Origin of the sequence: Streptomyces sp. TN58 (assembly GCF_001941845.1) — a bacterium.
Classification (GTDB): domain Bacteria; phylum Actinomycetota; class Actinomycetes; order Streptomycetales; family Streptomycetaceae; genus Streptomyces.
The window spans coordinates 1,468,847-1,494,470 of sequence record NZ_CP018870.1 but is presented as its reverse complement, the minus strand read 5'-3'; the positions used below and the strand labels follow the sequence as shown (position 1 = coordinate 1,494,470).

24 protein-coding genes are annotated in these 25,624 nt (G+C 72.4%); 15 read left to right on the top strand and 9 right to left on the bottom strand.

From position 1 onward, the window contains the following. Positions 1 to 6: 6 nt before the first annotated feature. From pheS to BSL84_RS06805, 4 genes are all read left to right on the top strand, one after another. Positions 7 to 1,134, top strand: a complete 1,128-nt coding sequence (pheS, locus tag BSL84_RS06820) for a phenylalanine--tRNA ligase subunit alpha (protein ID WP_030030756.1) — start codon at positions 7 to 9, stop codon at positions 1,132 to 1,134. After that, positions 1,134 to 3,662, top strand: a complete 2,529-nt coding sequence (pheT, locus tag BSL84_RS06815; RefSeq protein WP_075970011.1) for a phenylalanine--tRNA ligase subunit beta — start codon at positions 1,134 to 1,136, stop codon at positions 3,660 to 3,662. The genes pheS and pheT overlap by 1 nt, the downstream gene beginning before the upstream one ends. Positions 3,663 to 4,184: 522 nt before the next feature. Then, positions 4,185 to 5,525 carry a transcriptional regulator gene (locus BSL84_RS06810; protein ID WP_075970010.1) on the top strand — a complete coding sequence of 447 codons (1,341 nt, stop codon included), beginning with the start codon at positions 4,185 to 4,187 and terminating at the stop codon, positions 5,523 to 5,525. A gap of 53 nt (positions 5,526 to 5,578) precedes the next feature. Further along, the gene (locus BSL84_RS06805; RefSeq protein ID WP_030029331.1) at positions 5,579 to 6,112 is read left to right on the top strand and encodes an NUDIX hydrolase; all 534 of its coding nucleotides are present in this window, start codon (positions 5,579 to 5,581) and stop codon (positions 6,110 to 6,112) included. Positions 6,113 to 6,131: 19 nt separating this feature from the next. On the opposite strand, the gene BSL84_RS06800 is transcribed toward BSL84_RS06805, so the two are convergent. Then, the gene (locus tag BSL84_RS06800) at positions 6,132 to 7,025 is read right to left on the bottom strand and encodes a 3-hydroxybutyryl-CoA dehydrogenase (protein WP_051873225.1); all 894 of its coding nucleotides are present in this window, start codon (positions 7,023 to 7,025) and stop codon (positions 6,132 to 6,134) included. Positions 7,026 to 7,165: 140 nt separating this feature from the next. Between BSL84_RS06800 and BSL84_RS06795 the strand changes: the two genes are divergently transcribed. Then, complete coding sequence (locus BSL84_RS06795) at positions 7,166 to 8,407, top strand: glycoside hydrolase family 10 protein (protein WP_075970009.1); 1,242 nt, start codon at positions 7,166 to 7,168, stop codon at positions 8,405 to 8,407. A 1-nt stretch (position 8,408) separates the two neighbouring features. On the opposite strand, the gene BSL84_RS06790 is transcribed toward BSL84_RS06795, so the two are convergent. Beyond that, positions 8,409 to 8,606, bottom strand: a complete 198-nt coding sequence (locus BSL84_RS06790) for a DUF1918 domain-containing protein (protein WP_030029327.1) — start codon at positions 8,604 to 8,606, stop codon at positions 8,409 to 8,411. 33 nt (positions 8,607 to 8,639) lie between these two features. Then, on the bottom strand, positions 8,640 to 9,584 hold the full coding sequence (locus BSL84_RS06785) for a DMT family transporter (protein WP_075970008.1): 945 nt from the start codon (positions 9,582 to 9,584) through the stop codon (positions 8,640 to 8,642). Between BSL84_RS06785 and BSL84_RS06780 the strand changes: the two genes are divergently transcribed. Then, positions 9,583 to 11,031: a PLP-dependent aminotransferase family protein gene (locus tag BSL84_RS06780; RefSeq protein WP_075970007.1), complete on the top strand. Its 1,449-nt coding sequence runs from the start codon at positions 9,583 to 9,585 to the stop codon at positions 11,029 to 11,031. The genes BSL84_RS06785 and BSL84_RS06780 overlap by 2 nt on opposite strands. Positions 11,032 to 11,512: 481 nt before the next feature. Then, positions 11,513 to 12,088 carry a histidine phosphatase family protein gene (locus BSL84_RS06775; protein ID WP_030027353.1) on the top strand — a complete coding sequence of 192 codons (576 nt, stop codon included), beginning with the start codon at positions 11,513 to 11,515 and terminating at the stop codon, positions 12,086 to 12,088. Between the two features lie 45 nt (positions 12,089 to 12,133). Here BSL84_RS06775 and BSL84_RS06770 read toward each other — a convergent pair whose 3' ends face one another. Continuing rightward, entirely contained in the window at positions 12,134 to 12,796 is a 663-nt protein-coding gene (locus BSL84_RS06770; RefSeq protein ID WP_075971997.1) for a hypothetical protein, read from the bottom strand. After that, on the bottom strand, positions 12,796 to 13,257 hold the full coding sequence (locus BSL84_RS06765; RefSeq protein WP_045323918.1) for a DUF2199 domain-containing protein: 462 nt from the start codon (positions 13,255 to 13,257) through the stop codon (positions 12,796 to 12,798). The genes BSL84_RS06770 and BSL84_RS06765 overlap by 1 nt, the downstream gene beginning before the upstream one ends. Before the next feature lie 448 nt (positions 13,258 to 13,705). Here BSL84_RS06765 and BSL84_RS34645 point away from each other — a divergent pair, with 448 nt between their 5' ends. Continuing rightward, complete coding sequence (locus tag BSL84_RS34645) at positions 13,706 to 14,563, top strand: ASCH domain-containing protein (protein ID WP_199838709.1); 858 nt, start codon at positions 13,706 to 13,708, stop codon at positions 14,561 to 14,563. Here BSL84_RS34645 and BSL84_RS34640 read toward each other — a convergent pair. The 3 genes from BSL84_RS34640 to BSL84_RS06745 all read right to left on the bottom strand — a co-directional run bounded on the left by BSL84_RS34640 (position 14,553) and on the right by BSL84_RS06745 (position 17,023). Continuing rightward, the gene (locus BSL84_RS34640; RefSeq protein WP_079273140.1) at positions 14,553 to 15,521 is read right to left on the bottom strand and encodes a PQQ-binding-like beta-propeller repeat protein; all 969 of its coding nucleotides are present in this window, start codon (positions 15,519 to 15,521) and stop codon (positions 14,553 to 14,555) included. The genes BSL84_RS34645 and BSL84_RS34640 overlap by 11 nt on opposite strands. Then, positions 15,518 to 16,096, bottom strand: a complete 579-nt coding sequence (locus BSL84_RS34635; protein ID WP_079273139.1) for a hypothetical protein — start codon at positions 16,094 to 16,096, stop codon at positions 15,518 to 15,520. The genes BSL84_RS34640 and BSL84_RS34635 overlap by 4 nt, the downstream gene beginning before the upstream one ends. A 321-nt stretch (positions 16,097 to 16,417) precedes the next feature. Next, on the bottom strand, positions 16,418 to 17,023 hold the full coding sequence (locus BSL84_RS06745) for a dihydrofolate reductase family protein (protein WP_075970005.1): 606 nt from the start codon (positions 17,021 to 17,023) through the stop codon (positions 16,418 to 16,420). A 211-nt stretch (positions 17,024 to 17,234) separates the two neighbouring features. Between BSL84_RS06745 and argC the strand changes: the two genes are divergently transcribed. The 6 genes from argC to BSL84_RS06715 all read left to right on the top strand — a co-directional run bounded on the left by argC (position 17,235) and on the right by BSL84_RS06715 (position 23,121). Then, positions 17,235 to 18,263, top strand: coding sequence for an N-acetyl-gamma-glutamyl-phosphate reductase (gene argC, locus BSL84_RS06740; protein ID WP_045323922.1), 1,029 nt, complete (start codon positions 17,235 to 17,237; stop codon positions 18,261 to 18,263). After that, entirely contained in the window at positions 18,260 to 19,429 is a 1,170-nt protein-coding gene (argJ, locus tag BSL84_RS06735) for a bifunctional glutamate N-acetyltransferase/amino-acid acetyltransferase ArgJ (protein WP_030027360.1), read from the top strand. The genes argC and argJ overlap by 4 nt, the downstream gene beginning before the upstream one ends. Beyond that, the gene (argB, locus tag BSL84_RS06730; protein ID WP_030027362.1) at positions 19,426 to 20,358 is read left to right on the top strand and encodes an acetylglutamate kinase; all 933 of its coding nucleotides are present in this window, start codon (positions 19,426 to 19,428) and stop codon (positions 20,356 to 20,358) included. The genes argJ and argB overlap by 4 nt, the downstream gene beginning before the upstream one ends. Further along, positions 20,355 to 21,560 (top strand): acetylornithine transaminase, encoded by a 1,206-nt coding sequence (locus BSL84_RS06725; protein ID WP_030027364.1) that lies wholly within the window; start codon positions 20,355 to 20,357, stop codon positions 21,558 to 21,560. The genes argB and BSL84_RS06725 overlap by 4 nt, the downstream gene beginning before the upstream one ends. A gap of 7 nt (positions 21,561 to 21,567) precedes the next feature. Continuing rightward, positions 21,568 to 22,104: an arginine repressor gene (locus BSL84_RS06720; protein WP_030027366.1), complete on the top strand. Its 537-nt coding sequence runs from the start codon at positions 21,568 to 21,570 to the stop codon at positions 22,102 to 22,104. Positions 22,105 to 22,242: 138 nt separating this feature from the next. Further along, entirely contained in the window at positions 22,243 to 23,121 is an 879-nt protein-coding gene (locus BSL84_RS06715; protein ID WP_075970004.1) for a hypothetical protein, read from the top strand. Here BSL84_RS06715 and BSL84_RS06710 read toward each other — a convergent pair. Continuing rightward, entirely contained in the window at positions 23,118 to 23,816 is a 699-nt protein-coding gene (locus BSL84_RS06710; RefSeq protein ID WP_075971996.1) for a L,D-transpeptidase family protein, read from the bottom strand. The genes BSL84_RS06715 and BSL84_RS06710 overlap by 4 nt on opposite strands. 370 nt (positions 23,817 to 24,186) lie before the next feature. Between BSL84_RS06710 and argH the strand changes: the two genes are divergently transcribed. Then, positions 24,187 to 25,617 (top strand): argininosuccinate lyase, encoded by a 1,431-nt coding sequence (gene argH, locus BSL84_RS06705; RefSeq protein ID WP_045323929.1) that lies wholly within the window; start codon positions 24,187 to 24,189, stop codon positions 25,615 to 25,617. Positions 25,618 to 25,624 lie beyond the last annotated feature (7 nt).

Below are 25,624 nucleotides of genomic sequence, written 5' to 3'. Positions count from 1 at the left end.
GAAGAGATGTCGGCACCGAACAAGTCGTACGACCCTGTCGAGGTCGAGGCACTGAAACCGGAAGAGATCGAGCGCATGCGGGACGAGGCGCTCGCCGCCTTCGCGGCCGCCGGCGACCTCGACGCGCTGCGCGAGGCGAAGACCGCGCACATGGGCGACCGCTCGCCCCTGGCGCTCGCCAACCGCGAGATCGGCGCCCTGCCCCCGCAGGCCAAGGCCGACGCGGGCAAGCGCGTGGGCCAGGCCCGCGGCGCCGTGAACAAGGCCTTCGGGGCCCGCACCGTCGAGCTCGAAGCCGAGCGCGACGAGCGGGTGCTGGTCGAGGAGGCGGTGGACGTCACGCTGCCGTACGACCGCGTCCCCGCCGGCGCCCGGCACCCCCTGACCACGCTGATGGACCGCGTCGCGGACATCTTCGTCGCCATGGGGTACGAGGTCGCGGAAGGGCCCGAGGTCGAGGCGGAGTGGTTCAACTTCGACGCCCTCAACTTCACGCCCGACCACCCGGCGCGCCAGATGCAGGACACCTTCTTCGTCCAGGGGCCCGAGGGCACCGAGGGCGACGAGTCCGGCGTCGTGCTGCGCACCCACACCTCCCCGGTGCAGGCGCGCTCGCTGCTGGAGCGCAAGCCCCCCGTCTACATCGTCTGCCCGGGCCGGGTGTACCGCACCGACGAGCTCGACGCGACGCACACCCCGGTCTTCCACCAGGTCGAGCTGCTCGCCGTGGACGAGGGCCTTACCATGGCGGACCTGCGCGGCACCATCGACCACATGGTCAAGGAGCTGTTCGGCGAGGAGACCACCACCCGGCTGCGCCCGCACTTCTTCCCGTTCACCGAGCCGTCCGCCGAGATGGACATGCAGTGCTACGTGTGCCGCGGCGAGTCGGTGGGCAACCCCGACCGCCCGTGCCGTACCTGCTCCAGCGAGGGCTGGATCGAGCTGGGCGGCTGCGGCATGGTCAACCCGAAGGTGCTCACCGCCTGCGGTGTGGACCCGGAGAAGTACAGCGGGTTCGCCTTCGGCTTCGGCATCGAGCGGATGCTGATGTTCCGTCACAACGTTGAAGACATGCGAGACATGGTCGAGGGTGACGTTCGTTTCACCCGGCCTTTCGGGATGGAGATCTGATGCGGGTCCCGCTTTCGTGGCTGCGGGAGTACGTCGACCTCCCCGCGGGTGAGACCGGTCGCGACGTCGCGGCCAAGCTCGTCGACGCCGGCCTGGAGGTCGAGACGGTCGAGCAGCTCGGCGCCGGGCTCAAGGGCCCCCTCGTCGTCGGCCAGGTGCTGACCATCGAGGAGCTGGAGGGCTTCCGCAAGCCGATCCGGTTCTGCACGGTCGACGTCGGCGCCGCCAACGGCACCGGCGAGCCGCAGGAGATCGTCTGCGGCGCCCGGAACTTCGCCGTCGGCGACAAGGTCGTCGTGGTCCTGCCGGGCGCCGTCCTGCCCGGCGACTTCGCGATCGCCGCACGCAAGACGTACGGCAAGACCTCGCACGGCATGATCTGCTCCGGCGAGGAGCTCGGCATGGGCGACGACGGCACGCACGGCATCATCGTGCTGCCGCCGGAGCACGAGGCCGGCACCGACGCGATCGAGCTGCTCCAGCTCGTCGACGAGGTGCTGCACATCGACGTCACCCCGGACCGCGGCTACTGCATGTCCCTGCGCGGCATCGCCCGCGAGGTGGCCACCGCCTACGGCCTGCCGCTGCGCGACCCCGCGCTGCTCGACGTGCCGGGGCCGAACTCGTACGGCTACCCGGTCAAGATCGACGACCCGGCGGGCTGCGACCGCTTCACCGCCCGCACCGTGACCGGTCTCGACCCGGAGGCCCGCTCCCCGATCTGGCTCCAGCGCCGCCTCCAGAAGGCCGGCATGCGCCCGATCTCGCTCGCCGTCGACATCACCAACTACGTGATGCTCGAACTCGGCCAGCCGCTGCACGCCTACGACCGCTCGCGGATCGACGGCACCATCGGCGTCCGCCGTGCCGAGCAGGGTGAGAAGTTCACCACCCTCGACGGGGTCAAGCGCACGCTCGACGCCGAGGACCTGGTGATCACCGACAACAGCGGGCCGATCGGGCTCGCCGGCGTCATGGGCGGCGCCAACACCGAGATCGCCGACTCCGTCACCGACCCGGAGACCGGCGCCGTCACCGGGACCACCGACGTGGTCATCGAGGCCGCGCACTTCGACTCCGTGTCGATCTCGCGCACCGCCCGCCGTATGAAGCTCTCCTCCGAGGCCTCCAAGCGCTTCGAGCGGGGCGTCGACCCGCTGGCCGCCGCCGCGGCCGCACAGCGGACCGTCGACCTGCTCGTGCTCCTCGCGGGCGGCACCGCCGAGGCCGGCGTCACCGAGGTCGTCGCCCCGGGCGCGCCGCGCACCATCGCGATGGCCGCCGACCACCCGGACCGGGTCGCGGGCATGGAGTACGGCCGTGAGACCGTCGTGCGCCGCCTCCAGGAGATCGGCTGCGACGTCTACGGCCAGGACGAGCTCGTCGTCACGCTGCCCTCGTGGCGGCCCGACCTCGCCGCGCCCAACGACCTCGCCGAAGAAGTCATCCGGCTGGAGGGCTACGGCAACCTGCCGTCGACCCTCCCGCAGGTGCCGTCCGGCCGCGGCCTGACCGCCCGGCAGCAGCTGCACCGCCGGGTGGGCCGCGCGCTGGCCGGCGCCGGCTACGTCGAGGCGCTCAGCTACCCGTTCCTCGGCGAGGGCGTCTTCGACCAGCTCCAGCTGCCGGCGCACGACGCCGCCCGCCAGGTGGTCAAGCTGGTCAACCCGCTCTCCGACGAGGAGCCGGCGCTGCGCACCACGCTGCTGCCGGGTCTGCTCGGCGCGCTGCGCCGCAACGACAGCCGGGGCAGCCACGACCTCGCCCTCTTCGAGACCGGTTCGGTCTTCCGGGCCGCCGACCGGCCGGGTGTCGCCGTACGGCTGCCCGTCGACCGGCGTCCCACCGACGAGGAGGTCGCCACCCTGGACGCGGCGCTGCCCGCGCAGCCGCGGTACGCCGCGGTCGTGCTGGCCGGTGCCCGCGAGCAGGCCGGCTGGTGGGGCAAGGGCCGCCCGGCCGACTGGGCCGACGCGATCCAGGCCGCCCGCGCGCTGGCCGTCGAGGCCGGCGCGGAACTGGTCGTCCGCCAGGGCCAGTACGGCCCCTGGCACCCGGGCCGCTGCGCCGAGCTGGTCGTCACCGTCGGTGGTGTGGAGCAGGTCATCGGCCACGCCGGCGAACTGCACCCGCGGGTGGTCAAGGCGATGGGCCTGCCGGCCCGCACCAGCGCGATGGAGCTCGACCTGGACCGCCTCGCGGCGGCCGGCGGAGAGGCCGTCCAGGCGCCCCGGATCTCCTCCTTCCCGGTGGCGACCCAGGACGTCGCGCTGATCGTCGACGCGTCCGTTCCGGCCGCGTCGGTGGAGGCGGCCCTGCGCAAGGGAGCGGGTGAACTCCTGGAGTCGCTGCGCCTGTTCGACGTGTTCACCGGTGATCAGGTCGGCGCCGGCAAGAAGTCCCTGGCGTACGCGCTGCGCTTCCGCGCGAGCGACCGGACGCTGACCGCCGAGGAGTCCACGGCCGCGCGCGACGCGGCGGTGGCGCTCGCCGGCGAGCGGACCGGGGCGGTGCTCCGGGGCGCGTAGCCGAGGGGCCTTCGGGCCCGTACGAGGCCTGGTGAGGGGGGTGTCCGGTACCGGACACCCCCCTCACTCGTTCGGGTGGGAACCATCGGGCCCGTGTCGGGGGCTGCCGGCCGGTCGACACAATCGGTGCGGCCGGAGGGGGGGAGTGGCGGGCGCGTGCGCCCACGCACGCCGGGCCCGGTGGATGGGCCCGGCGCGCGTCCGGTCCGGTCCGCTGCCGGGGCCCGGCGACCAACCGGGCGCCGACGGAACCGGAAGGCGCCGCCCGCCTGCCATGGAGTGTCGGGCAGACAGCAGGACGGGCGGCGCGGTACGGGTCGTCGCACTGTTCGAGGGGGAGCCGACGACCCGGGCTCCTCTTGGCGAGGGTCTTCAGTGAAGCGCGTCCGGGGGCCCGTGCGGCAGAGTGCGGATCGCATTTATGCGCGTACTTGCTTCACACCCCGTGTGAATTGAACGCAGTGCACCCCGCGTGAACCGCGCAGCCTCTAGCCTGATACCGACGAGCTCCGGGAGCGGCCCATGCAGCCCAATGTCCTGCTCGATGCCCTCCTCGCGGAGGCGGGCATGTCCCACGCCGGGCTCGCCGCCCACGTGAACCAGGCGGGGCGCACCCGCGGACTGGCCCTGCGCTACGAACACACCGCCGTGAACCGGTGGTTGAAGGGGCAGCGCCCGCGCGGCCAGGTCCCCGACCTGATCTGCGAGGTGCTCGGGGGCCGGCTGCGGCGGCCCGTGGGGCTGGACGACATCGGCCTCGGGGTGCCGGACCAGCCGGTCTCCCTGCACGCCTCCCCGCTGAGCGGGTTCGTGGACCGGGCCGCGGCCCTGTGGCGCTCCGACGGGCAGGCCCGGCCCCAACTCCTCACCGCCGAGGCGGTGACGGGCACCCCGGCCGTCATCCCGGTGTGGGAATGGGAGAACCCGCCCGAGGACGCCGACGTCTCGCGTGACGGCCCGAACCGGATCGGCCCCGAGCACGTCGAGATCCTCAAGGCCGCCCGCGCCCACTACGAGCTGATGTACCGCCGGGCCGGCGGCATGGCCACCCGCGACCGGATCGTCCGCTTCCTCGGGAACGAGACCGCGCCGATGCTGCGCGGGAGTTACCCCGACAACCTCGGCCGCCGGCTGCACCGGGCCTCCGGCTCCCTGGTGGCGGTGGCGGGGATCTGCGCGTACGACTCGGACGCGCACGGACTGGCCCAGCGCTACTTCCACCAGGCGCTGCGGCTGGCCAAGGCGAGCGGGGACCGGGGGCTCGGGGCGTACGTGATCGCCCTGATCGTCAACCAGTGCCTGCACCTGCGGGAGTACCGCCAGGCCGTCGCCTTCGCCGAGGCGGCGCTGCGCGCGGCCGGCCGGCACACCACCCCGGCGCTCGCCGCCGACCTGCACGCCATGCAGGCCAAGGCGTACGCCCAACTCGGTGACGCGCAGGCCGCGCTGGCGTGCATCCGGGGCGCGGAGAAGGCCGCCGCGCGGATCCGCCCGGGCAGTGAGCCGGACGAGACCGGCTACGTACAGCCGGGCCTCGTCAACGTGCAGGTCGCCGAGGCCCTGCTCAGTCTGGGGGATCTGGAGGCGGCGCGGGTGCAGGCCGCAGCCGCCGTCGGCACGCCCGCGCACGACCGGGGGCGGGTGCACCGGCTGGCGATGCTCTGCGAGATCCAGCTCCGCCAGGGAGAGGCGGACCGGGCGGCCGCTGGAGCGGCGGAGATGGCCGAGCGGGCCCGGGGGATGGAGTCGCTGCGGTTGCGCGACCGGCTTCGGGCGGTCCGTGAACAGCTGCTGACCAGCGGTTGTTCGGACGCGCAGGAGACCGTGCGGCTGATCGACGGGGCACTGCGCGTTCCCCTGTGACAGGGCAGCTGCTGCGATGTTTGCCACCTACTCGAACGGAAGGTGGCACAGCCGTGCAGTGGACGAACCTGAGTGAGCAGACTGTGTACAAGAACCGCTGGTTCGACGTGAATCTCGCCGATGTGGAACTTCCCGACGGCCGGCACCTGGACCACTTCGTGATCCGGCTGCGCCCGGTGGCCGTGGCCACGGCCGTCAACGAGGCCAACGAGGTGCTGCTGCTCTGGCGGCACCGCTTCATCACCGACAGCTGGGGCTGGGAACTGCCCGCCGGGGTGGTCGAGGACGGCGAGGACATCGCGGCCGCGGCGGCCCGCGAGATGGAGGAGGAGTCGGGCTGGCGGCCCGGCCCGCTCCACCACCTGATGACCGTCGAGCCGTCCAACGGGCTGACCGACGCCCGCCACCACCTGTACTGGGCGGACGGGGCCACCTACACCGGCCACCCCGAGGACGACTTCGAGTCCTCGCGCCGGGAGTGGGTCCCCCTCAAGCTGGTGCCGGACATGATCGCGGACGGGGAGATCCCGGCCGCCAACATGGCGGCCGGGCTGCTCCTGCTGCACCACCTGCGGCTCGGCCGGTAGGCGGGGTCCGCCCGGGCGGTCAGCCGTACGGGTAGAAGCCCGCGCCCGTCTTGCGGCCCAGGCGGCCGGCGTCGACCATGCGCTGGAGCAGCGGGGGAGCGGCGTACAGCGGCTCCTTGTACTCGGCGTACATCGAGTCGGCGATCGAGGCGATGGTGTCCAGGCCGATGAGGTCGGACAGCTTCAGCGGACCCATGGGGTGGGCGCAGCCGAGCTCCATGCCGTTGTCGATGTCCTCGCGGCTCGCGATGCCGGACTCGAACATGCGGATCGCGGAGAGCAGGTAGGGGACGAGGAGCGCGTTGACGACGAAGCCGGAACGGTCCTGGGCGCGGACCGCGTGCTTGCCGAGCACGTCCCGCACCAGGACCTCTGCCCGCTTGATGGTCTCCTCGCCGGTGGTCAGCGCCGGGATCAGCTCGACGAGCTTCTGCACGGGGGCCGGGTTGAAGAAGTGGATGCCGATGACCTGGTCGGGCCGCGAGGTCGCGACGGCCAGCTTGACCAGCGGGATCGAGGAGGTGTTGGAGGCCAGGATCGCGTCCGGGCGGGTGATCACCTGGTCGAGGACCTGGAAGATCTCGGTCTTGACCTGCTCGTTCTCGACGACGGCCTCGATGACGAGGTCGCGGTCGGCGAACTCGCCGAGGTCGGTGGTGAAGGTGAGGCGGGCCAGGGTGGCGTCCCGCTCCTCCTCGGTGATCTTGCCGCGTTCGGCGGCCTTGGTCAGGGAGTTGTGCAGCCGGGTACGGCCGATCTCCAGGGCTTCGCCGGTGGTCTCGGCGACCTTGACCTCAAGGCCGCTTCGGGCGCACACCTCGGCGATACCAGCGCCCATCTGGCCACAGCCCACTACGCCGACCCGTGTGATGTCGGAAGGGAGGTCAGTCACTTCGTGCCTTTCGCAGCTCATCCGTCGGCGGGTCCCCCGTACGATTCCGGCGCCCGCCACGCCCCCCGACGTTACTCCCGCCCTTGCGCGGCGCGGCGGGCCGGGGCGGGCATGCTGAGCGGACAGCCTCGCATCGTCACTCAGCGAAACGGAGTCGTCACATGGCGCACATCGGCCGACGGGCACTGCTGGCAGGAGCGGCGGCGGTGATCACCGCCGCGACGGGGGGACCGGCCCTCGCCGCGCCGCGGAGCTCGGGACCACCCTACGGCGGCGGCGCCGTGACCCCCGAGTTCCGCGGGATGTGGATCGCCACCGTCTCCAACGTGGACTGGCCCTCGCGCAGCGGGCTGTCCGCGGCGACGCAGCGGGGGCAGCTGCTCGCCCTCCTCGACACCGCCGTGCGCCGCCGCCTCAACGCCGTGATCCTCCAGGTCCGGCCCGCGGCCGACGCGCTGTGGCCCTCCCCGTACGAACCCTGGTCGCAGTGGCTCACGGGGGAGCAGGGCGTCGATCCTGGCTGGGATCCCCTGGGCACGGCCGTCGCGGAGGCGCACGCCCGAGGGCTGGAGCTGCACGCCTGGTTCAATCCGTACCGGGTGGCCAACCACACCGACTTCGCACGGCTGGTGCCCGACCATCCGGCGCGCCAGGACGGCTGGACCGTCGAGTACGGCGGGAAGCTCTACTACAACCCCGGGGTGCCCGAGGTGCGGCGGTTCGTGCAGGACGCCATGCTCGACGCCGTCACCCGCTACCCGCTGGACGCGGTCCACTGGGACGACTACTTCTACCCCTATCCGGTGGCCGGCGAGTACTTCGACGACGACGCGGCCTACGAGGAGCACGGCGGCGGCTTCTCGTCACGGGCGGCCTGGCGCCGCCACAACACCGACACCCTGGTGCGCGAGATGTCCGGACGGCTGCGTGCCCTGCGGCCCGCCGTCAGGTTCGGTGTCAGCCCCTTCGGGATCTGGCGCAACTCCGACCGCGACCCGGCCGGTTCCCGGACCCGCGGGCTCTCCGCGTACGACGACCTGTACGCGGACACCCGCAAGTGGGTCAGGCAGCGCTGGATCGACTACGTCGTGCCCCAGGCCTACTGGCACATCGGGCACCCGACGGCAGACTACGCGGAACTCGTCCCCTGGTGGGCCAAGACCGTCGCGGGCACCGGCGTGGCCCTGTACGTGGGGGAGGGGCTGTACCGCTGCGCGTCCGACAGCCCCACCGCGGCCTGGCGTGATCCGGCGGAGCTGTCCAGGCACGTGCGCCTCGCCCGCGGGTACCCGGAGGTCCGCGGCCATGTCTACTTCTCGGCGAAGCAGGTGGCCGCGGACCCCAACGGGGCGATGGCACGTGTGGTCGCCGACCACTACGGCTCGGCCGTGCCGCCGCGGTGAGTCAGTGCTGGGTCTCCGCGGGGTGGCGGACCACGCAGTCGGGTCCCGGAGCCATGAGTGCTTCGTGTCCGTCCTGGAAGCGGACCCGGTACGGGGGCGTCCCGTTCTCACCGAGCACCTGGGTGATCTCGCCCACCTTGTCGGGTTGTCCGACGATCCTGCCGTGCTGCACCAGCTGGTCGCCCTCGGTAGCTCGCATGTCTGACCTCCTCGGTGGCGCTCCGATCCGGTGCTAGCAGTTTAGGTCGTTTCGCGGCTGTTTGACCCGTTGGGTCACCGCGATGCATACGAGAACCGCGCAGGCGGCGGCCGGTGCGGCGGGGGCGAGCCGTTCCCCGAGGAGCGCCACGGACCAGACGAGGGTCAGCAGCGGCTGGGCGAGCTGCAGCTGGCTGGCCCGGGGCGCTCCGATCTCCGCCATGCCCCGGTACCAGACGTACAGGCCGAGGAAGGTGGACCCGGCCGCCGCCCAGACCAGTCCCGCCAGCCCGTGGCCGGTGAGGCGCACCGGCTCGTACAGGAGCCCGAGCACGGAGCCGGCCACGGTGAGGGGCAGGCACAGCACCAGGGCCCAGCCGACCACCTGCCAGCCCGGCAGCGTACGGGCCAGACGCCCGCCCTCGGTGTAACCGGCGGCGCACACCAGCAGGGCGGCGAACAGGAAGCCGTCACCGGCGGAGAGGGAGCCGCCGCTCTGCGCGAGGGTGAAACCGAGCACCACCGCCGCCCCGGCCACCGCCGCGGCCCAGAAGGCCCTCGGGGGGCGGGCGCCGGTGCGCAGCGCGGACAGCGCGGCCGTGGTCAGAGGCAGCAGGCCGACGACGACGGCGGCGTGCGAGGTGGTGGACGTCCGCAGCGCCAGGGTCGTCAGCAGCGGAAAGCCGACGACCACCCCGCCGGCGACGACGGCGAGGCCGGCCCAGTGCTCGCGGGCCGGCGGCCGGACCCGGCGGGCCAGCAGGAAGGCGCCCGCGATCGCGGCCGCCAGGACGCTCCGCAAGGCCACCAGCGACCACGGGCCGAAGCTCTCCAGCCCCCAGGCGGTGGCGGGGAAGGTCAGCGAGAAGGCGACGACGCCGAGCGAGGCGAGAGCCGTGCCGCGCCGACCGCCCCGGGGTCGCGGCGGATTCTTCACCGCTATCGGGGTCGGGAGAGTAGCGCTATTGTGTGCTGTCATGTATGAGCGTAGCAGTGTGGCGGAGCTGGCGGATTCCCTGAGGTCCGAACTCGACCGCTACTCGGTAGGTGGAAAGCTGCCGTCGAGTCGGGCCCTGGTCGATCGCTACCGGGTCAGCCCCGTCACCGTCTCCCGGGCCCTGGCGCAGCTCGCCGCCGAGGGCCTTGTCGTCACCCGGCCCGGCGCGGGCGTCTTCCGCGCCGCGCCCCGTACGCCGCTCCCCCCGACCGGGGACACCTCCTGGCAGGAGGTCGCCCTCAGCGCCGAGACCCCCGGGGAGATCGTTCCGCGCTCGGTGGACGCCTCCGGGGTGCTGGCCTGCCTGGCCGCGCCCCCGCCGTCGGTGATCGGCCTCAACAGCGGCTACCTGCACGCCTCCATCCAGCCCGAGCGGGCCATGGCCGCGGCGCTCGCCCGGGCGGGGAGGCGCCCCGGGGCCTGGGACCGGCCGCCCATGGAAGGGCTGCCCGAGCTCCGCGACTGGTTCGCCCGCGAGATCGGCGGCGCCGTCGGGGCCGCCGACGTACTGGTCACCGCGGGCGGGCAGAGCGCGCTGACCACCGCCCTGCGGGCGCTCGCCCCGCCCGGCGCGCCGATCCTGGTGGAGTCCCCGACCTACCCCGGGCTGCTGGCGATCGCCCGCGCCTCGGGATGCCGCCCGGTGCCCGTCCCCGTGGACGCCGAGGGCGTCCGGCCGGAGCTGCTGGCCGCCGCTTTCGAAGCGACCGGTGCGCGGGTGTTCGTATGCCAGCCGCTGTTCCAGAACCCCACCGGCGCGATCCTCGCGCCGGCGCGGCGCGCCGAGGTGCTGCGCATCGCTCGGGCGGCCGGGGCCTTCGTCGTCGAGGACGACTACGCCCGCGCCCTGGGCCACGACGACTGCGGACCGCTGCCCGCGACGCTCGCCGCCGAGGACCACGACGGGGTGGTCGTCCACGTCCGCTCCCTGACCAAGGCCACTTCGCCCAGCCTGCGCGTCGGCGCCCTGGCCGCCCGGGGCCCGGTGGTCGACCGGCTGCGGGCCATCCAGGTGGTCGACAGCTTCTTCGTGCCCCGGCCGCTCCAGGAGGCCGCGCTGGAACTGGTGGGCGCGCCCGCCTGGCCGCGCCACCTGCGGGCCGTGGCCGCCGAACTGCGCCACCGGAGGGACGTGCTCGCGGGGGCGCTGCGACGGGAGCTGCCCGGGCTGACCCTGCCCCATCTGCCCTCGGGCGGATACCAGTTGTGGGCCCGGATGGCCGGCGGCTGCGACGACGCGGACTTCGCTGCCGCGGCCCTGCGCGCCGGCGTCGCGGTGGCTCCCGGCCGCCCCTACTTCTGCGCCGAACCGCCCGCTCCGTACGTCCGCCTCAGCTTCGCCGGCGTCTCCGGCCCGGCCGAACTGGTGGCGGCAGCACAGCGGCTGGGCAGCGTCCTGCCCGCCCAAGCCGGCGCGAGCCCGGCTTGAGCCCTGGCCCGAAGCCGGGCTGAGTGCCGGCCCGAAGCCGGGCTGAGCCCGCACCGGAGCCTGGCCTCAGCCCTCACCCGAGCCTGGCCCGCGCCCGGCTTGAGCCCGGTGCTTGAGCCCTGGCCCGAGCGCCGGCCCGCAGCCGGCCTGAGCCCTCACCGGAGCCTGGCCTTGGCCCGCACCGGAGCCTGGCCTCAGCCCTCACCCGAGCCTGGCCCGCGGCCGGCTTGAGCCCGGTGAGGCCTTGCTCGAACACGGCCTGAGCCCCACCCGTGCGCCGTCTGGGCTCTCGCCCGAGCGCGGTCTGGGCTCTCGCCCGAGCCCTGCCTGAGCCCTCACCGGAGCCTGGCCTTGGCCCTCACCCGAGCCTGATCCGCGGTCGGGCTGACCGCGCCGGACGCCCCCGGGGGGCAGGCCCGGGGGAGGAGCCGCTGGCATTTGACGCTTGACCCGCCGCCGATGCGCGGCCCACCATCACCAGATGCATGTTCGGGTCTCGCTCGTCGCCGCAGCCCGCAGTTCCTCGCTGCTCGCCGAGCGCTTCGACGACGACCGCCCGCTGGACGGTGCCGGCTGGCGGGCCGTCGAGTCCGCCGCCCAGGGCCTTGTACCCCTGGCGGCGGCCGAGTTGCGCTACTGCTCGCCCACCCCGCGCAGCCGGGCCACGGGCGAAGCCCTCGGGTACGCCCCCCTGGCCCAGCCCGCGCTGCGCGAGTGCGACATGGGCCGCTGGCGGGGGCTGACCCTCGCGGAGGTGGCGGCGCAGGAGCCCGCGGCGGTCGACCAGTGGCTCAGCGACCCGCTGGCCGCCCCGCACGGAGGGGAGTCGCTGCTCGCCTTCATCTCCCGGATCGGAGGGTGGCTCGACACCAGGCCGGCCGAGGACGGCGGTGCGATCGTGGCGGTGGCCGAGCCCTCGGTGGTCCGCGCCGCCCTGGTCTACGCCCTGCAGGTGCCCCCGCTGACCTACTGGAACGTGGACGTCCGGCCGCTGTCCACGATGACCCTCACAGGCTTCCCCGGCCAGTGGCACCTCTCCCTCCAGCCCCCGCCTTGATGACGGGTCCTTCGAACGACGAAGCGCAGACCGTACGTGGACGGCTCAGACGCCCTCAAGACCGTGTTTGCCGAGTCCGCCGTAGACATGGGCTTCTCGGCATTGAGGGGCGCCAAGGCCGACGGCTTCGCCGCTGTAGACGGCGATGAGCGAGTCCTTGCCCCGCCACCAGGTGTCGGTGAGTCCCTGGACTTCAGCTACAGGCTCGAATCCGTCCAGGTCCAGCTCTTCGACGGCGTCGCCTTTGATCTTCGTGACGGTCGTGGCCCAGTGGCCCGCGTGGTGGGCCAGGGCGAGCGCTTCCACCCATCCCTCCGTGCTCGCGTGCAGCGGTGTCCAGTGGTCGGCGTAAATCCCGAACTCGCCCCGCGGCCCGATCATGAACCCGTAGGCCATGGACACACGGCAGTCGCCGGCCGGGAACCGCCATCCGTCCGCAGCCGGGCTCTCGGGAACCTCGGCCTCCAGAACGCGCGGGCCGCCCTCGTAGGCGGGTGCCGGGGGCAGCGCGATGCCACCCCAGCGCTCCTGGAAGGCGACGGCCCGGTCGATCTCCGCGGCAGGGATGCCGTGTTCAAGCCATAGGTTGCGATGGGGGCGGATGTCCCGGCGGGGAACGCGCAACCCGTGTGCCGCGACGAAGTTCCGGGCCCGGCGGCTCAGGACTGCCGGTGCTTGAGGGGCCGGCGGCACTCGCCCTTCCGCCATCACGGGTGCCTTCCGTCCCGGTGGCGCACTGCCGTGGCGATCTCCCGGACGCGGTCCCGGGTGATGCCCGTTCGCTGTTCGGCGGCGAGTGGGTGGTCGGTGGGTTCGAGTTCGACGAGGGGACGCTCGCCGACGGGACGGGTGTGGACGTGGGTCTTCAGGTTCAGGGTCGTGGGCGAATACACCGGGAGGTCGGTGGTGAGCCAGCCGAAGTAGGGCTTCTCCGTCTCCCGGCCGGGGGTGTCCCACAGGTCCGCCGCGCGGGAGAAGTTCTCGCGGCTGAGGGAGACCCAGACCGCCCAGGAGAACACCTCGTCGCTGTCGATCACCGGTATTTCGATCAGACCCTTGACGAAGTAGTGCTGCGCACGGATCACGCACTGGTCCGACGAGAGAAGGCAATCGTCGGAGTCGGCGAAGGCCGGATCCCAGACGGCTGGAGCCCCAGCCGTGTAGTTCATGGGCAGCTCAGGATGGTGGGCGCCGCAGTACGAGCAGGCGAATCCGAGATCACTGGTCATGACGTGGAGCCTAGTGACAGGCTTCGACGCCACCGGACGGCCTCCTGCCGCCCCGCCGGATGCGCGCCGCCTCGACCTCAGGGGGATCAGCTGGTGATCGCGGGCGCGAGTGCTCAGCCTCCGTCCGACCCGGCGGCGTCCCCGGTGACCGGCCACGAAAAGGGCTTCACGGACCACCCCTGGCCTGGGCATGATTCCCACCGTGCATGCGGACAGAAGCCCTCGCCGACAGGGGCGGTACACGCTGACGGACCCGGCAAACGGCCATGTCTGGGGCATCTGTGCCAAGGCGGAAGGGTTGTTCGGGGAACCCGGGCGCGGGACGTAAGCCCACCTGCGCGGCGTGGAATGATCTTCGGCGATCGCTGACAGAGGAGAAGGCTGAATCGTGTACGTACCACCGTCTGCCCGAGCTCTCGATGAGGACGAGCGTGAGCTCGTGGAGCTGGCCCGCCGCACCATAGACGCACATACCGACGCCGGGCCCGACGAGGACGGGATCCACACGATGGGCGCCGCGGTCATGGCCGCCGACTACCGGATGTTCGCCGGCGTGAACCTCTATCACTTCACCGGCGGCCCCTGCGCGGAACTCGTTGCTCTGGGAGCCGCACGAGCCGGGGGCGCCCGCCAGATGCGCTGCATCGTCGCCGTGGGGAACCACGGGCGGGGGGTCGTCGGCCCGTGCGGGCGTGACCGCCAGGTCTTCGTGGACTACTACCCCACCATGCGCGTCATCGTGCCCACACCCGCGGGGCCCATGTCCGTCATCGCCGCCGACCTGATGCCGCTGACTCAGCGATGGACCCCGGACGGCATGAACGGTCTCGACCCGTCGCTTTACCAGGACCCCGAGACGGCCGGTCCCCCGATCATCCGGTTCGACCCCCGCTACCTCGAAGCCGTCCGCTCCGGCGTAAAGACCAAGACCACCCGCTTCCAGGACCGGGCCCAGCTCGGGCCGGCACGGCTGGTGTTCGCGAGCGACCCGGAAGTCGTCCTGCCGGCAGACGTGACCGACATCAGGCACTGCCTGGTCAGCGACCTCACCGACCAGGACGCCCAAGCCGAGGGGCTGGCGACCGCGACCGAACTCCGGGCAGGCCTCAAGGGGCACTACCCGGACCTGGCGGCAACCGACGAAGTCGACGTGGTCACCTTCCAGACCAACGACGGGGCGGGCGCTCGCAGGCCGGACGAACCGGCATCGGGTCTGCGCGGCGTAGGGACGGCCCCTACGTGGTGACGGAGCACAGGAGGATTCGGCCATCGCGGGTCCCGATGACGAGACGCCCCTGCCGGGAGACGGTGAGCGCGGTGGGGATGGCGGTCACGTTTCCGATGGTGAGACGGTGGCGCCAGAGCACGGTGCCGTCGTCGAGGTCGAGGGCGACGATCTCGCCGTCGTCGTAGGCGACGAAGGCGGTGGTCGTGTCGGCGTCCAGCGCGGTGGCGTGGCAGTCGGTGCGGAAGGCCCATCGCGGTGTTCCACCGGAGCCGTCGGACGCTTCACGGCGTACGACGAACGAGTCACCGGGCCGGCGACTCTGCCTGAAGACGGTGCCGGCGTGGATCAGGCTCCCGTCCGCACTCTCCACACCTGGCCCGCCGAGATGCTCTTCGTCGGCGACCCAGGAGTAGGGGAACTGGCGCAGCACGTCCGTTCGCGTCGGCTCGGCCGGTCGGTCGGACCCCCGTCCGGGCTTCAGCTCGGCCGTGGCCATCCACGGAGTTCCGGGATGTGAACGCCGAGTGCCTTCCTGCCGTACGTAGGACAGGAACCAGGCGCGGCTCGCGTGCCGGATGTGAAGGGGGTGCCTGGCGGCAACGGGCACTCCTCGTATTCGGTACCCGGAGGGGGAGAGGACCGGCGCGCCGTCCGCGGCACTCGACAGCGATACGCAGCCGGTCGGTGCGACCCGGTCCTCTTCCGCTCCGTCCGCCAGGGACAGCCGGACCACGGACTGTGTGCGCCGGTTGTGTCTCTCGGGGCGCGCGAGTGAGACCCAGGCCGATTTCTCGTCCCGGGCCACGGCGATCTCGCGGCCTCCTTCCTCGTCCGGGACGGTCCATGCCCGCGTTCCCGACGGGAGCCAGCACTCCAACTGCACTCCGTCGAGTGCGGCGAGGATCCGGCCGTCCGAGAGCTCTTCGACCGCATGCACGGTGAGGCGCGGCTCCCAGTCCGGGCCCAGCTCACTCACCAGCCGGTACGCGGCCGCCCTGCCGTCGGGACGGGGTGCGGGTACCCGGGGGGCCGACCAGTTCGTCGGGGCGGATGGACCTTGCCGGCACCGAGGCCCAGTCGCGCCGGACGACCACTGCGGTGTGCCCGGGGGGTATGCGCTTCCTCGTCCTGCCAGTCGTCAGGCGGGGCCATGAGCAGGCGAAGCCGCTGTTCGTCGAGCCACTCCAGCTCCAGGACCTGGCGCCCCTGCCCATCCTCGAAGGCGGAGATGGACGTCCCCGTCTCCAGGTCGAGCAGGAGCAGGTCACCGGTGAAGAAGTACCCGCCGTCGTACGAACCGGTCCCGACGGCGAGCAGCGGCAGCGTGGGGTGGAAGGCCATTGCCTGCACCACGTCACGGGAGCGGACCAGTGCGCGGCAGGAGAGGGTGGCGCTGTCGTAGACGCCGACCGCCGGGTGATGGGAGAAGCCGTGTGTACCCGTCACGGCAAGCAGACCTCGTCGGCCATCGGCCACGGCAAGGGCGGGGTGGCCGATCTCGGCAAAGGGCCGGGTGCCGAGCATCCGGTCGACGGAGAACGGGTGGGTCATGGGCGCAATCGTCGCAACTCTGGAGGGCGCACACCACGATGGGGAGCAGCAACGTTGTGACTGAGCGCTGCAATCGGCCCCATCGGCCATGGAGAGCGCGCGGCTCGCGAGCCTCTGCCCAGGGAAGCGGCCAGCGGCGCGTCCGTATCCGGAAGTGGACCTTTGCGGAGACTGCGGCCTGGGAGGGCCTACAGGGGGCCTCCTGTGACGGCTCCGGGCCAGGTGCACCGGGCGTGCTGACGTTGGCCGGCCCCTATGAGGGCTTGCTCCGCACCCGTCGGCGCCGGCCTGGCGGCCGTCCGGACCGGCGGACGGGGCGAGTCACGCAGGGACGCCGAGCGGCGGGTGCTCAAGCACACGGGGCTTGTACTCGACCAGTTGGATGCGGCCGTCGAAGGTGCGGTGCTCGATCATTTCGAGGGCAACGTCCGGATAGCCGTCGTAGATGCGTTCCTCGCCCGTCGCCCCGGTGATCACCGGGAACATCACGACCCGGAAGCGGTCGACGAGACCGGCTCGTAGCAGGGACCGGCACAGGCTGAGGCTGCCGATCGTGCTGAGGAGCCCCGAGCCACTCGACTTCATGGCGCGGACCGCCTCGACGGCGTCGTCGCGGACGAGCGTGGAGTTGGCCCACGCCAGTGGCTCCTTGAGCGATGAGGAGAACACCATCTTGGACGCTTGCGTGAGCTCGTCGACGGACGCTTCTTCTTCGGGCCTGAACTCGTCTTGGCCCTTGGGGACCTCGCCCGCGGCAAAGCCCGACATCAGGCGGTAGGTGTTCGCTCCCATCAGGTAGGTGGCCTTCGGCTGCTCGCCGAGCCATGCGAGGTACTCCGGGCCTTCGAGGCCCCAGAATCCGGGCCATCCCTCTCCCGAGGCGTAGCCGTCGAGGGAGGTGATGAAGTCGACGAGAAGCTCCGACATAGCGGTGTCCTTTCCTGGGGTGTCACGAGCTTGGACCGGTCGGGAGCCAGAAACTCATCGGCCACGCTGTGGAGTGATGAGGAAACCCATGACGCTGCCCGTCACCATCAGATCGGCGGAGCGCCACCCGCGAACGGCCGCCGTACCCGAGCCGTGCGTTGCATAAAAGTGCGGACGTACGTATAGTCATGCCATCGATGAGGAGGGTCCGATGGCGGTACGTGTAGCGGTGGCCGGAGCGAGCGGGTACGCGGGTGGAGAGGTCCTGCGCCTGCTGCTCTCGCACCCCGAGGTGGAGATCGGCGCCCTCACCGGCAACTCCAACGCCGGGCAGCTCCTCGGCTCCCTGCAGCCGCACCTCGTGCCGCTGGCGGGCCGCACCCTGGAGGCCACCACCCCCGAGGTGCTCGCCGGGCACGACGTGGTCTTCCTCGCCCTCCCGCACGGCCAGTCCGCCGCCGTCGCCGCGCAGCTCGGCGACGATGTCCTCGTCGTCGACATGGGCGCCGACCACCGCCTCAAGGACGCCGCCGACTGGGACGCCTTCTACGGCGCCCCGCACGCCGGGACCTGGCCCTACGGCCTCCCCGAGCTGCCCGGCGGCCGCACCGCACTGGAAGGCGCCAAGCGGATCGCCGTCCCCGGCTGCTTCCCCACCGCGGTCTCCCTCGCGCTCTACCCCGCCTACCAGGCCCGGCTCGCCGAGCCCGAGGCCGTGATCGTCGCCGCCACCGGCACCTCCGGCGCGGGCAAGGCGCTCAAGCCGCACCTGCTCGGCGCCGAGGTCATGGGCAACGTGACCCCGTACGGCGTCGGCGGCGGCCACCGGCACACGCCCGAGATGGTGCAGAACCTCAGCCCGCTCGCGGGCGAGCGCGTCTGCGTCTCCTTCACACCGACCCTCGTGCCCATGGCCCGCGGCATCCTCGCCACCTGCTCGGCCAAGGCCCTGCCCGGCACCACCGCGGAATCCCTGCGCGCCGCGTACGAGAAGGCATACGCCGACGAGCCCTTCGTGCACCTGCTGCCCGAGGGCCGGATGCCGTCCACCAAGTCCGTCCACGGCTCCAACGCCGTGCACGTCCAGGTCGCCTACGACGAGTCCGCCCGGCGGATCATCGCCGTCAGCGCCATCGACAACCTCACCAAGGGCACCGCCGGCGGCGCGGTGCAGAGCATGAACATCGCCCTCGGGCTCCCCGAACAGCTCGGGCTTTCGACGATTGGAGTCGCGCCGTGACGGTTACGGCTGCACAGGGATTCACGGCGGCGGGCATCGCCGCCGGGATCAAGGCCAACGGCAATCCGGACCTGGCCCTCGTGGTCAACAACGGGCCGCGCCTCGCCGCCGCGGGCGTCTTCACCTCCAACCGCGTCAAGGCCGCGCCCGTCCACTGGTCCGAACAGGTCCTGCGCGGCGGCACCGTCAGCGCCGTCGTCCTCAACTCCGGCGGGGCCAACGCCTGCACCGGCCCCAAGGGCTTCCAGGACACCCACGCCACCGCCGAGAAGGTCGCCTCGACCCTCGCCGCACACGGTCTCGGCGAGCACAACGCCGGCGAGGTCGCGGTCGCCTCCACCGGCCTGATCGGCGTCCTGCTCCCCATGGACAAGCTGCTCCCCGGCATCGAGACCGCCGCCGCGGCCCTCTCCGAGGACGGCGGCGAGGCCGCCGCCGTCGCCATCAAGACCACCGACACCGTGCACAAGACGGCAGCCGTGTCCCAGGACGGCTGGACCGTCGGCGGCATGGCCAAGGGCGCCGGCATGCTCGCCCCGGGCCTGGCCACCATGCTCGTCGTCCTCACCACCGACGCCGACGTGGACGCCCCCGCCCTCGACGAGGCGCTGCGCTCCGCCACCCGCACCACCTTCGACCGGGTCGACTCCGACGGCTGCATGTCCACCAACGACACGGTGCTGCTCCTCGCCTCCGGGGCTTCCGGCCGTACGCCCGCCCAAGCGGACTTCGCCGAGGCCGTACGCACGGTCTGCGACGACCTGGCCCGCCAGCTGATCGGCGACGCCGAGGGCGCCAGCAAGGACATCCGCATCGAGGTCATCGGCGCGGCCAGCGAGGACGACGCGGTCGAGGTCGGCCGCTCCATCGCCCGCAACAACCTGCTCAAGTGCGCCATCCACGGCGAGGACCCCAACTGGGGCCGCGTGCTGTCCGCGATCGGAACCACCAAGGCCGCCTTCGACCCGGACCGGCTGAACGTCGCCATCAACGGCGTGTGGGTCTGCAAGAACGGCTCGGTCGGCGAGGACCGCGACCTGGTGTCGATGAAGGACCGCGAGGTCCGCATCACCGCGGACCTGTCCACCGGCGGCGAGTCCGCCGTCATCTGGGCCAACGACCTGACCGCCGACTACGTCCACGAGAACAGCGCCTACTCCTCATGAGCGACGAGAAGGCCGGCCAGCCCGGCACCGCCCGCAAGCACACCGCCCTGCCCAAGGCACAGATCCTCATCGAGGCCCTGCCCTGGCTCCGGCGCCACAACGGCAAGGTCGTCGTCATCAAGTTCGGCGGCAACGCCATGATCGACGAGGACCTCAAGGCCGCCTTCGCCCAGGACGTCGTCTTCCTGCACCAGGCCGGCCTCAAGCCCGTCGTCGTGCACGGCGGCGGCCCGCAGATCAACGCCCAGCTCGACAAGCAGGGCCTGGTCAGCGAGTTCAAGGCCGGCCTGCGCGTGACGACCCCGGAGGCCATGGACGTCGTACGGATGGTCCTGGCGGGCCAGGTCCAGCGCGAACTGGTCGGGCTGCTCAACCAGCACGGGCCGCTCGCCGTCGGCATGACCGGCGAGGACGCCCGCACCATCACCGCGACCAAACACAGCCCCGAGATCGACGGCGAGCTCGTCGACATCGGCCGGGTCGGCGAGATCACCGACGTCGACACCGGCGCAATCGAGGCGCTGCTGGCCGACGGCCGGATCCCGGTCATCTCCTCCATCGCCCGCAGCGCCGACGACCACCACGTCTACAACGTCAACGCCGACACGGCGGCCGCGGCCCTCGCGGCCTCCCTCGGCGCCGAGACGCTGATGGTCCTCACCGACGTCGAGGGCCTCTACGCCGACTGGCCGCACAGCGACGAGGTCATCAGCCGGCTCACCGTCAGCGAGCTGGAGAAGCTGCTGCCCGAGCTGTCCAGCGGCATGGTGCCCAAGATGGAGGGCTGCCTGCACGCCGTACGCGGCGGCGTCGGCACCGCCCGCGTCCTCGACGGGCGCGTTCCGCACTCGATCCTGCTGGAGATCTTCACCGACTCCGGCATCGGCACGATGGTCGTGCCCGACCAGCAGCCAGGGGGAGCAGCATGACGCAGGGCACCGGCAACCAGGAGTACGGCGCGCGGTGGCGGGGCGCGCTGACCGACAACTACGGCACGCCCGCCCTCGCCCTCGTACGCGGCCAGGGCGCCCAGGTCTGGGACGCCGACGGCAAGCAGTACACCGACTTCGTCGGCGGCATCGCCGTCAACGCGCTCGGCCACGCCCACCCGGCGATCGTGTCGGCCGTGACCGGGCAGATCTCCACGCTCGGCCACGTCTCCAACCTCTACGCCTCCGAGCCGGTCATCGCGCTCGGCGAGCGGCTCCTCCAGCTCTTCGGCCGCCCCGGCAAGGTCTTCTTCTGCAACTCCGGCGCCGAGAGCATCGAGGCCGCCTTCAAGATCGGCCGGCTGACCGGACGTACGCACATGGTCGCCACCGGCGGCGGCTTCCACGGCCGGACCATGGGCGCCCTCGCGCTCACCGGCCAGCCGAAGAAGCAGGAGCCCTTCCTGCCGCTGCCGGGCGACGTCACCCACGTCCCGTACGGCGACGTGGAGGCCCTGCGGGCCGCCGTCACCGAGGAGACCGCGCTCGTCGTCATCGAGCCGATCCAGGGCGAGAACGGCGTGGTCGTGCCCCCCGCCGGATATCTCACGGCCGCCCGCGAGATCACCCGGGCCACCGGCACCCTGCTCGTCCTCGACGAGGTCCAGACCGGCATCGGCCGCTGCGGCCAGTGGTTCGAGCACCAGGCCCACGAAGGCGTCGAGCCCGACATCGTCACCCTCGCCAAGGGGCTCGGCGGCGGCCTCCCGATCGGCGCCGTCGTCGCCTTCGGGCCCACCGCCGACCTGCTCCGGCCCGGCCAGCACGGCACCACCTTCGGCGGGAACCCGGTCGCCTGCGCCGCCGGGCTCGCCGTCATCGACACCATCGCCGCCGACGACCTGCTCGACCGGGTCAAGGCCCGCGGGGAGCGGCTGCGTTCGGGGATCGAGTCCGCGGGGCACCCTCTGGTATCCCACGTCAGGGGAGCCGGCCTGCTCCTGGGTATCGTGCTGACCGAGCCGCTCGCACCCCAGGTGCTCCAAGCGGCCCAGGACGCCGGCTTCCTGGTCAACGCGCCCGCCCCCGACGTCGTACGGCTCATGCCCCCGTACGTACTCACCGAGGCCGAGGCGGACGCGTTCGTCCGGGCGCTGCCCGGCATCCTCGACGCAGCCCACGGGGACGGATCCGGAGAATGAGACGACGATGAGCCAGGCGCAGGACAACGAGCACGGCGGGCAGGCCGTCCCGCAGACCCGCACGGCGCGTCACCGCCGGATCGTGGACATCCTCAACCGGCAGCCGGTCCGCTCCCAGAGCCAGCTGGCGAAGCTGCTCGCCGACGACGGGCTCAGCGTCACCCAGGCGACGCTCTCCCGCGACCTCGACGAGCTGGGCGCGGTGAAGATCCGCAACACGGGCGGCGAGCTGATCTACGCGGTGCCCAGCGAGGGCGGCTTCCGCACCCCGCAGGCCCCGCTCGGCGAGTCCGCGAAGGAGGAGCGCATGCGGCGCCTCTCCGGTGAACTGCTCATCTCGGCGGAGGCCTCCGCGAACCTCGTGGTCCTGCGCACCCCGCCGGGCGCCGCGCAGTTCCTCGCCTCCGCCATCGACCAGGCCGAGCTCCGGGAGATCCTGGGCACCATCGCCGGCGACGACACCCTGATGCTGATCAGCCGCGACCCGGCGGGCGGCCAGGCCCTCGCCGACCACCTCCTGAGGCTGGCGCAGAAGGAGGGCTGAGCGGGGCGGAGCAGGCGCGCGGGCTGAGCGGAGCGCGTGGGCTGGCGGGGCGTGGTGGGGGCGGCGTGCCGCGCCCTGACACCGGGGCGCCGGGAAACCCCGGTGCCCCACCGCTGTTCGCCGACGTAGCCTCGGGCGGTGCTCCGACTCGTCCTCGCCCTGTGGGCGTCCGCCATGGCCGTCGCCGTGTACGTGCCCATCGGCCTGCGGTGGCGGCGCCGGACCCGGATCCGTCGCGAGGTCCTCCGGCTCGTCGCCACGATCGACCTGGAGCCCTACCACGCCGCCCTGTTGCGGAACGAGGCGATCGAGGCGGCAGCCGCCGAACTCGTCCTCGCCGGGCACCTCAGGATCGACGCCGAGGGCGCCGTGTTCCTCACGGAGCAGGGCCGCGACCACGCCCGGACCCCCGCCCACCCGCTGCCCACCGCCCTGCTGGAGGCCGTGCGCCGACACGATCCCGAGCCCGTGTCCCTCGGCTGGATCGACTGGAACGACGAGGAACACCGGCGGCGGAGCGGCGTGTACCGGGCCGAACAGGACACTCTGCTGCCCGAGCTGCCCCGGCTGCCGCACGACAAGAGCAACCAACTGCTGGACTGCTGCGCCTGCCTGGGCATCGTCTTCGTGATGATGTCCTGGAGTGTGGTGGGCGTCCTGCTGGTGTTCGAGTGGCCGCAGGGCCCCTGGCAGTGGGCCTGCGCCGTGGTGGCCGCCTGCGGCCTGGTGGCCCTGGCGTTCGCCGAACGGGCCGGCCGGGAGGTCCGGGAACGGACGGATTGCGGCGACCCGCTGGGCGACCTGGCCCGCGCCGTGCCGCACCCGGCCTTCGGCGCGCTGGACGAGGAGCGGCGCACGCTCGTGCTGCGCAGCCTCGGCGAGCGGTACAGATGGCGCGGCGCCGACACGGTCGTCCCCGAGAACGAGGACGAGGCCGACGAGTGGCTGGACGACAAGGTCTGGTGGGAGGACGCCTACGCGTACCGGGCCGCCGAAGAGGACGAGGACGGGCCTTAATAGCGGGTCACGGCGAGCGGCCCGTCCTGGGTGCCGATCGCGATGTGCGGTCGTCGGACGGGGTCCGCCCAGCGCAGGATCTCCCGCATGTTCCGCTCGGGCACCGACACGCAACCGGCCGTCGCCCCCTTGCCGTTGACGTGCAGGAAGATCCCGGCCCCCCGGCCGCGCACCGGACGGTCGTAGTTGAAGGCGATCAGCAGCGCGTGCGCGTACTGCTTCTCGTAGGTGACCAGGTGCTCGGCCTCTCCCGGCGCGCAGTCCGCGGGCAGCGGCTCCACCCAGCGGTTGTACGCGGCCGAGGCGTTGTCCTGGCACCACCAGGAGTCCGCGGTCACCCGCCGGTAGCCGTACGCCGTCCCGGCCGGCGCCCGCCGGATCCCGAAGGCGTACGGCAGCTCGTACAGGCCGGTCGGAGTGGTGCTGGTGCCCTGCGTACGGGTCGTGCCCTCGGTGAGGCCGTTGGCCCCGAAGCGGGCGGGCGCGCTCCCGGCCTCGTACCAGCGTCCGGCCCGCCGGTCCCACCAGGTCAGGCGGCCGGTCGTGGATCCGGGCGACGGCGCGACGGCGGTGATCAGCTGACTGCCGCCGCCGGTGTCGGCGAGACGGGCGGGCAGCGGCCCGGTGGCGGGCGCGGCCCCCTGCGGGAGCAGCACGGTGACGACAAGCGAGCCGGTGACGAGAGCGGTACGCAGCACACGTCAGACGGTACGTGCGGAAGGGGCGTGGGCATCGCAGGCAGGCCGTCGGGATCCGTCACCAAGGTCGCGCGCCGTCGGATGACGGCGTACGGGCCGCCATCCGAGAGGGCGGTCGCAAGGCGGATCAGGCAGGTGGCACCTGACTTGATTGACGAAACATACGGGACAGTGCATAGTTATGCCTGTCGTTGGGTGCTTCCGCGGCGCGGGGCCGCATCGGCGCCCTCGCCCTGCGCCCGCGCGGTGCCAAGCGCGAACCGGCCTGATCCCACCCGGGCCGACCGCACGAAGACGGCCTCCCCGTTACCTCCGCGGCGGGGAGGCCGTTGCACATCCATACATGCAGTCTTGAGGAGCAGTAGCTGTGAGCAGCAACAACGCTGGTGACGTCCGGCTCTGGGGCGGCCGGTTCGCCGACGGCCCCGCCGAGGCCCTCGCGAAGCTGTCCGCGTCGGTCCACTTCGACTGGCGCCTCGCCCCGTACGACATCGCCGGCTCGCGCGCCCACGCCCGCGTGCTGCACACGGCGGGCCTGCTCACGGCCGACGAGCTGGAACGCATGATCGCCGGCCTGGACCGGCTGGAGGCCGACGTCGCCGACGGCTCCTTCACCGGCACCATCGCCGACGAGGACGTGCACACCGCCCTGGAGCGGGGCCTGCTGGAGCGCCTCGGTGCGGAACTGGGCGGCAAGCTGCGGGCCGGCCGGTCGCGCAACGACCAGGTCGCCACCCTCTTCCGTATGTACCTGCGCGACCACGCCCGCATCATCGGCGGCCTGATCGCCGACCTGCAGGACGCGCTGGTCGGCCTCGCGGAGAGTCACGCCGACGTGGCGATGCCGGGCCGCACCCACCTCCAGCACGCGCAGCCGGTGCTCTTCGCGCACCACGTACTGGCCCACGTGCAGGCCCTGTCCCGGGACGCGGAGCGGCTGCGCCAGTGGGACACGCGGACCGCGGTCTCGCCGTACGGCTCCGGCGCGCTCGCCGGCTCCTCGCTGGGCCTGGACCCGGAGGCGGTCGCCGCCGAACTGGGCTTCGAGCGCGGCTCGGTGGGCAACTCCATCGACGGCACGGCCTCGCGGGACTTCGTCGCCGAGTTCGCCTTCGTCACGGCGATGATCGGGATCAACCTGTCCCGGATCGCGGAGGAGATCATCATCTGGAACACGAAGGAGTTCTCCTTCGTGACGCTGCACGACGCCTTCTCCACCGGCTCCTCGATCATGCCGCAGAAGAAGAACCCGGACATCGCGGAGCTGGCGCGCGGCAAGTCCGGCCGTCTCATCGGCAACCTGACGGGCCTGCTCGCGACCCTCAAGGCGCTGCCGCTGGCCTACAACCGGGACCTCCAGGAGGACAAGGAGCCGGTCTTCGACTCCTGCGACACCCTTGAGGTCCTGCTGCCGGCCTTCACCGGCATGATGGCCACGCTCACCGTCAACCGGGAGCGGATGGAGGAGCTGGCCCCGGCCGGCTTCTCGCTCGCCACCGACATCGCGGAGTGGCTGGTCAAGCAGGGCGTCCCCTTCCGGGTGGCGCACGAGGTGGCCGGCGAGTGCGTCAAGGAGTGCGAGGGGCTCGGCATCGAGCTGGACGAGCTCACGGACGAGCAGTTCGCGAAGATCTCCGAGCACCTGACCCCCGAGGTCCGCACCGTCCTCAACGTCAAGGGCGCGCTCGCCTCCCGCAACGGCCGCGGCGGCACCGCCCCGTCGGCGGTCGCGGCGCAGCTCACCGAGCTCAAGGCCGACCTGGTCATCCAGCACGCCTGGGCCGTCCACAAGCAGTAGCCGTCCC

Bases quoted from the DNA above. Each gene is read 5' to 3' on its own strand.
- BSL84_RS06790 (WP_030029327.1), bottom strand. From the start codon at position 8,606: ATGCGAGCTACCGAGGGCGACCAGCTGGTGCAGCACGGCAGGATCGTC.
- pheT (WP_075970011.1), top strand. From the start codon at position 1,134: ATGCGGGTCCCGCTTTCGTGGCTGCGGGAGTACGTCGACCTCCCCGCG.
- BSL84_RS06795 (WP_075970009.1), top strand. From the start codon at position 7,166: ATGGCGCACATCGGCCGACGGGCACTGCTGGCAGGAGCGGCGGCGGTG.
- BSL84_RS06810 (WP_075970010.1), top strand. From the start codon at position 4,185: ATGCAGCCCAATGTCCTGCTCGATGCCCTCCTCGCGGAGGCGGGCATG.
- pheS (WP_030030756.1), top strand. From the start codon at position 7: ATGTCGGCACCGAACAAGTCGTACGACCCTGTCGAGGTCGAGGCACTG.
- argC (WP_045323922.1), top strand. From the start codon at position 17,235: ATGGCGGTACGTGTAGCGGTGGCCGGAGCGAGCGGGTACGCGGGTGGA.
- BSL84_RS06770 (WP_075971997.1), bottom strand. From the start codon at position 12,796: ATGGCGGAAGGGCGAGTGCCGCCGGCCCCTCAAGCACCGGCAGTCCTG.
- BSL84_RS34635 (WP_079273139.1), bottom strand. From the start codon at position 16,096: ATGACCCACCCGTTCTCCGTCGACCGGATGCTCGGCACCCGGCCCTTT.
- BSL84_RS06745 (WP_075970005.1), bottom strand. From the start codon at position 17,023: ATGTCGGAGCTTCTCGTCGACTTCATCACCTCCCTCGACGGCTACGCC.
- BSL84_RS06780 (WP_075970007.1), top strand. From the start codon at position 9,583: ATGTATGAGCGTAGCAGTGTGGCGGAGCTGGCGGATTCCCTGAGGTCC.
- argB (WP_030027362.1), top strand. From the start codon at position 19,426: ATGAGCGACGAGAAGGCCGGCCAGCCCGGCACCGCCCGCAAGCACACC.
- BSL84_RS06725 (WP_030027364.1), top strand. From the start codon at position 20,355: ATGACGCAGGGCACCGGCAACCAGGAGTACGGCGCGCGGTGGCGGGGC.
- BSL84_RS06785 (WP_075970008.1), bottom strand. From the start codon at position 9,584: ATGACAGCACACAATAGCGCTACTCTCCCGACCCCGATAGCGGTGAAG.
- BSL84_RS06800 (WP_051873225.1), bottom strand. From the start codon at position 7,025: ATGAGCTGCGAAAGGCACGAAGTGACTGACCTCCCTTCCGACATCACA.
- BSL84_RS06765 (WP_045323918.1), bottom strand. From the start codon at position 13,257: ATGAACTACACGGCTGGGGCTCCAGCCGTCTGGGATCCGGCCTTCGCC.
- BSL84_RS06775 (WP_030027353.1), top strand. From the start codon at position 11,513: ATGCATGTTCGGGTCTCGCTCGTCGCCGCAGCCCGCAGTTCCTCGCTG.
- BSL84_RS06720 (WP_030027366.1), top strand. From the start codon at position 21,568: ATGAGCCAGGCGCAGGACAACGAGCACGGCGGGCAGGCCGTCCCGCAG.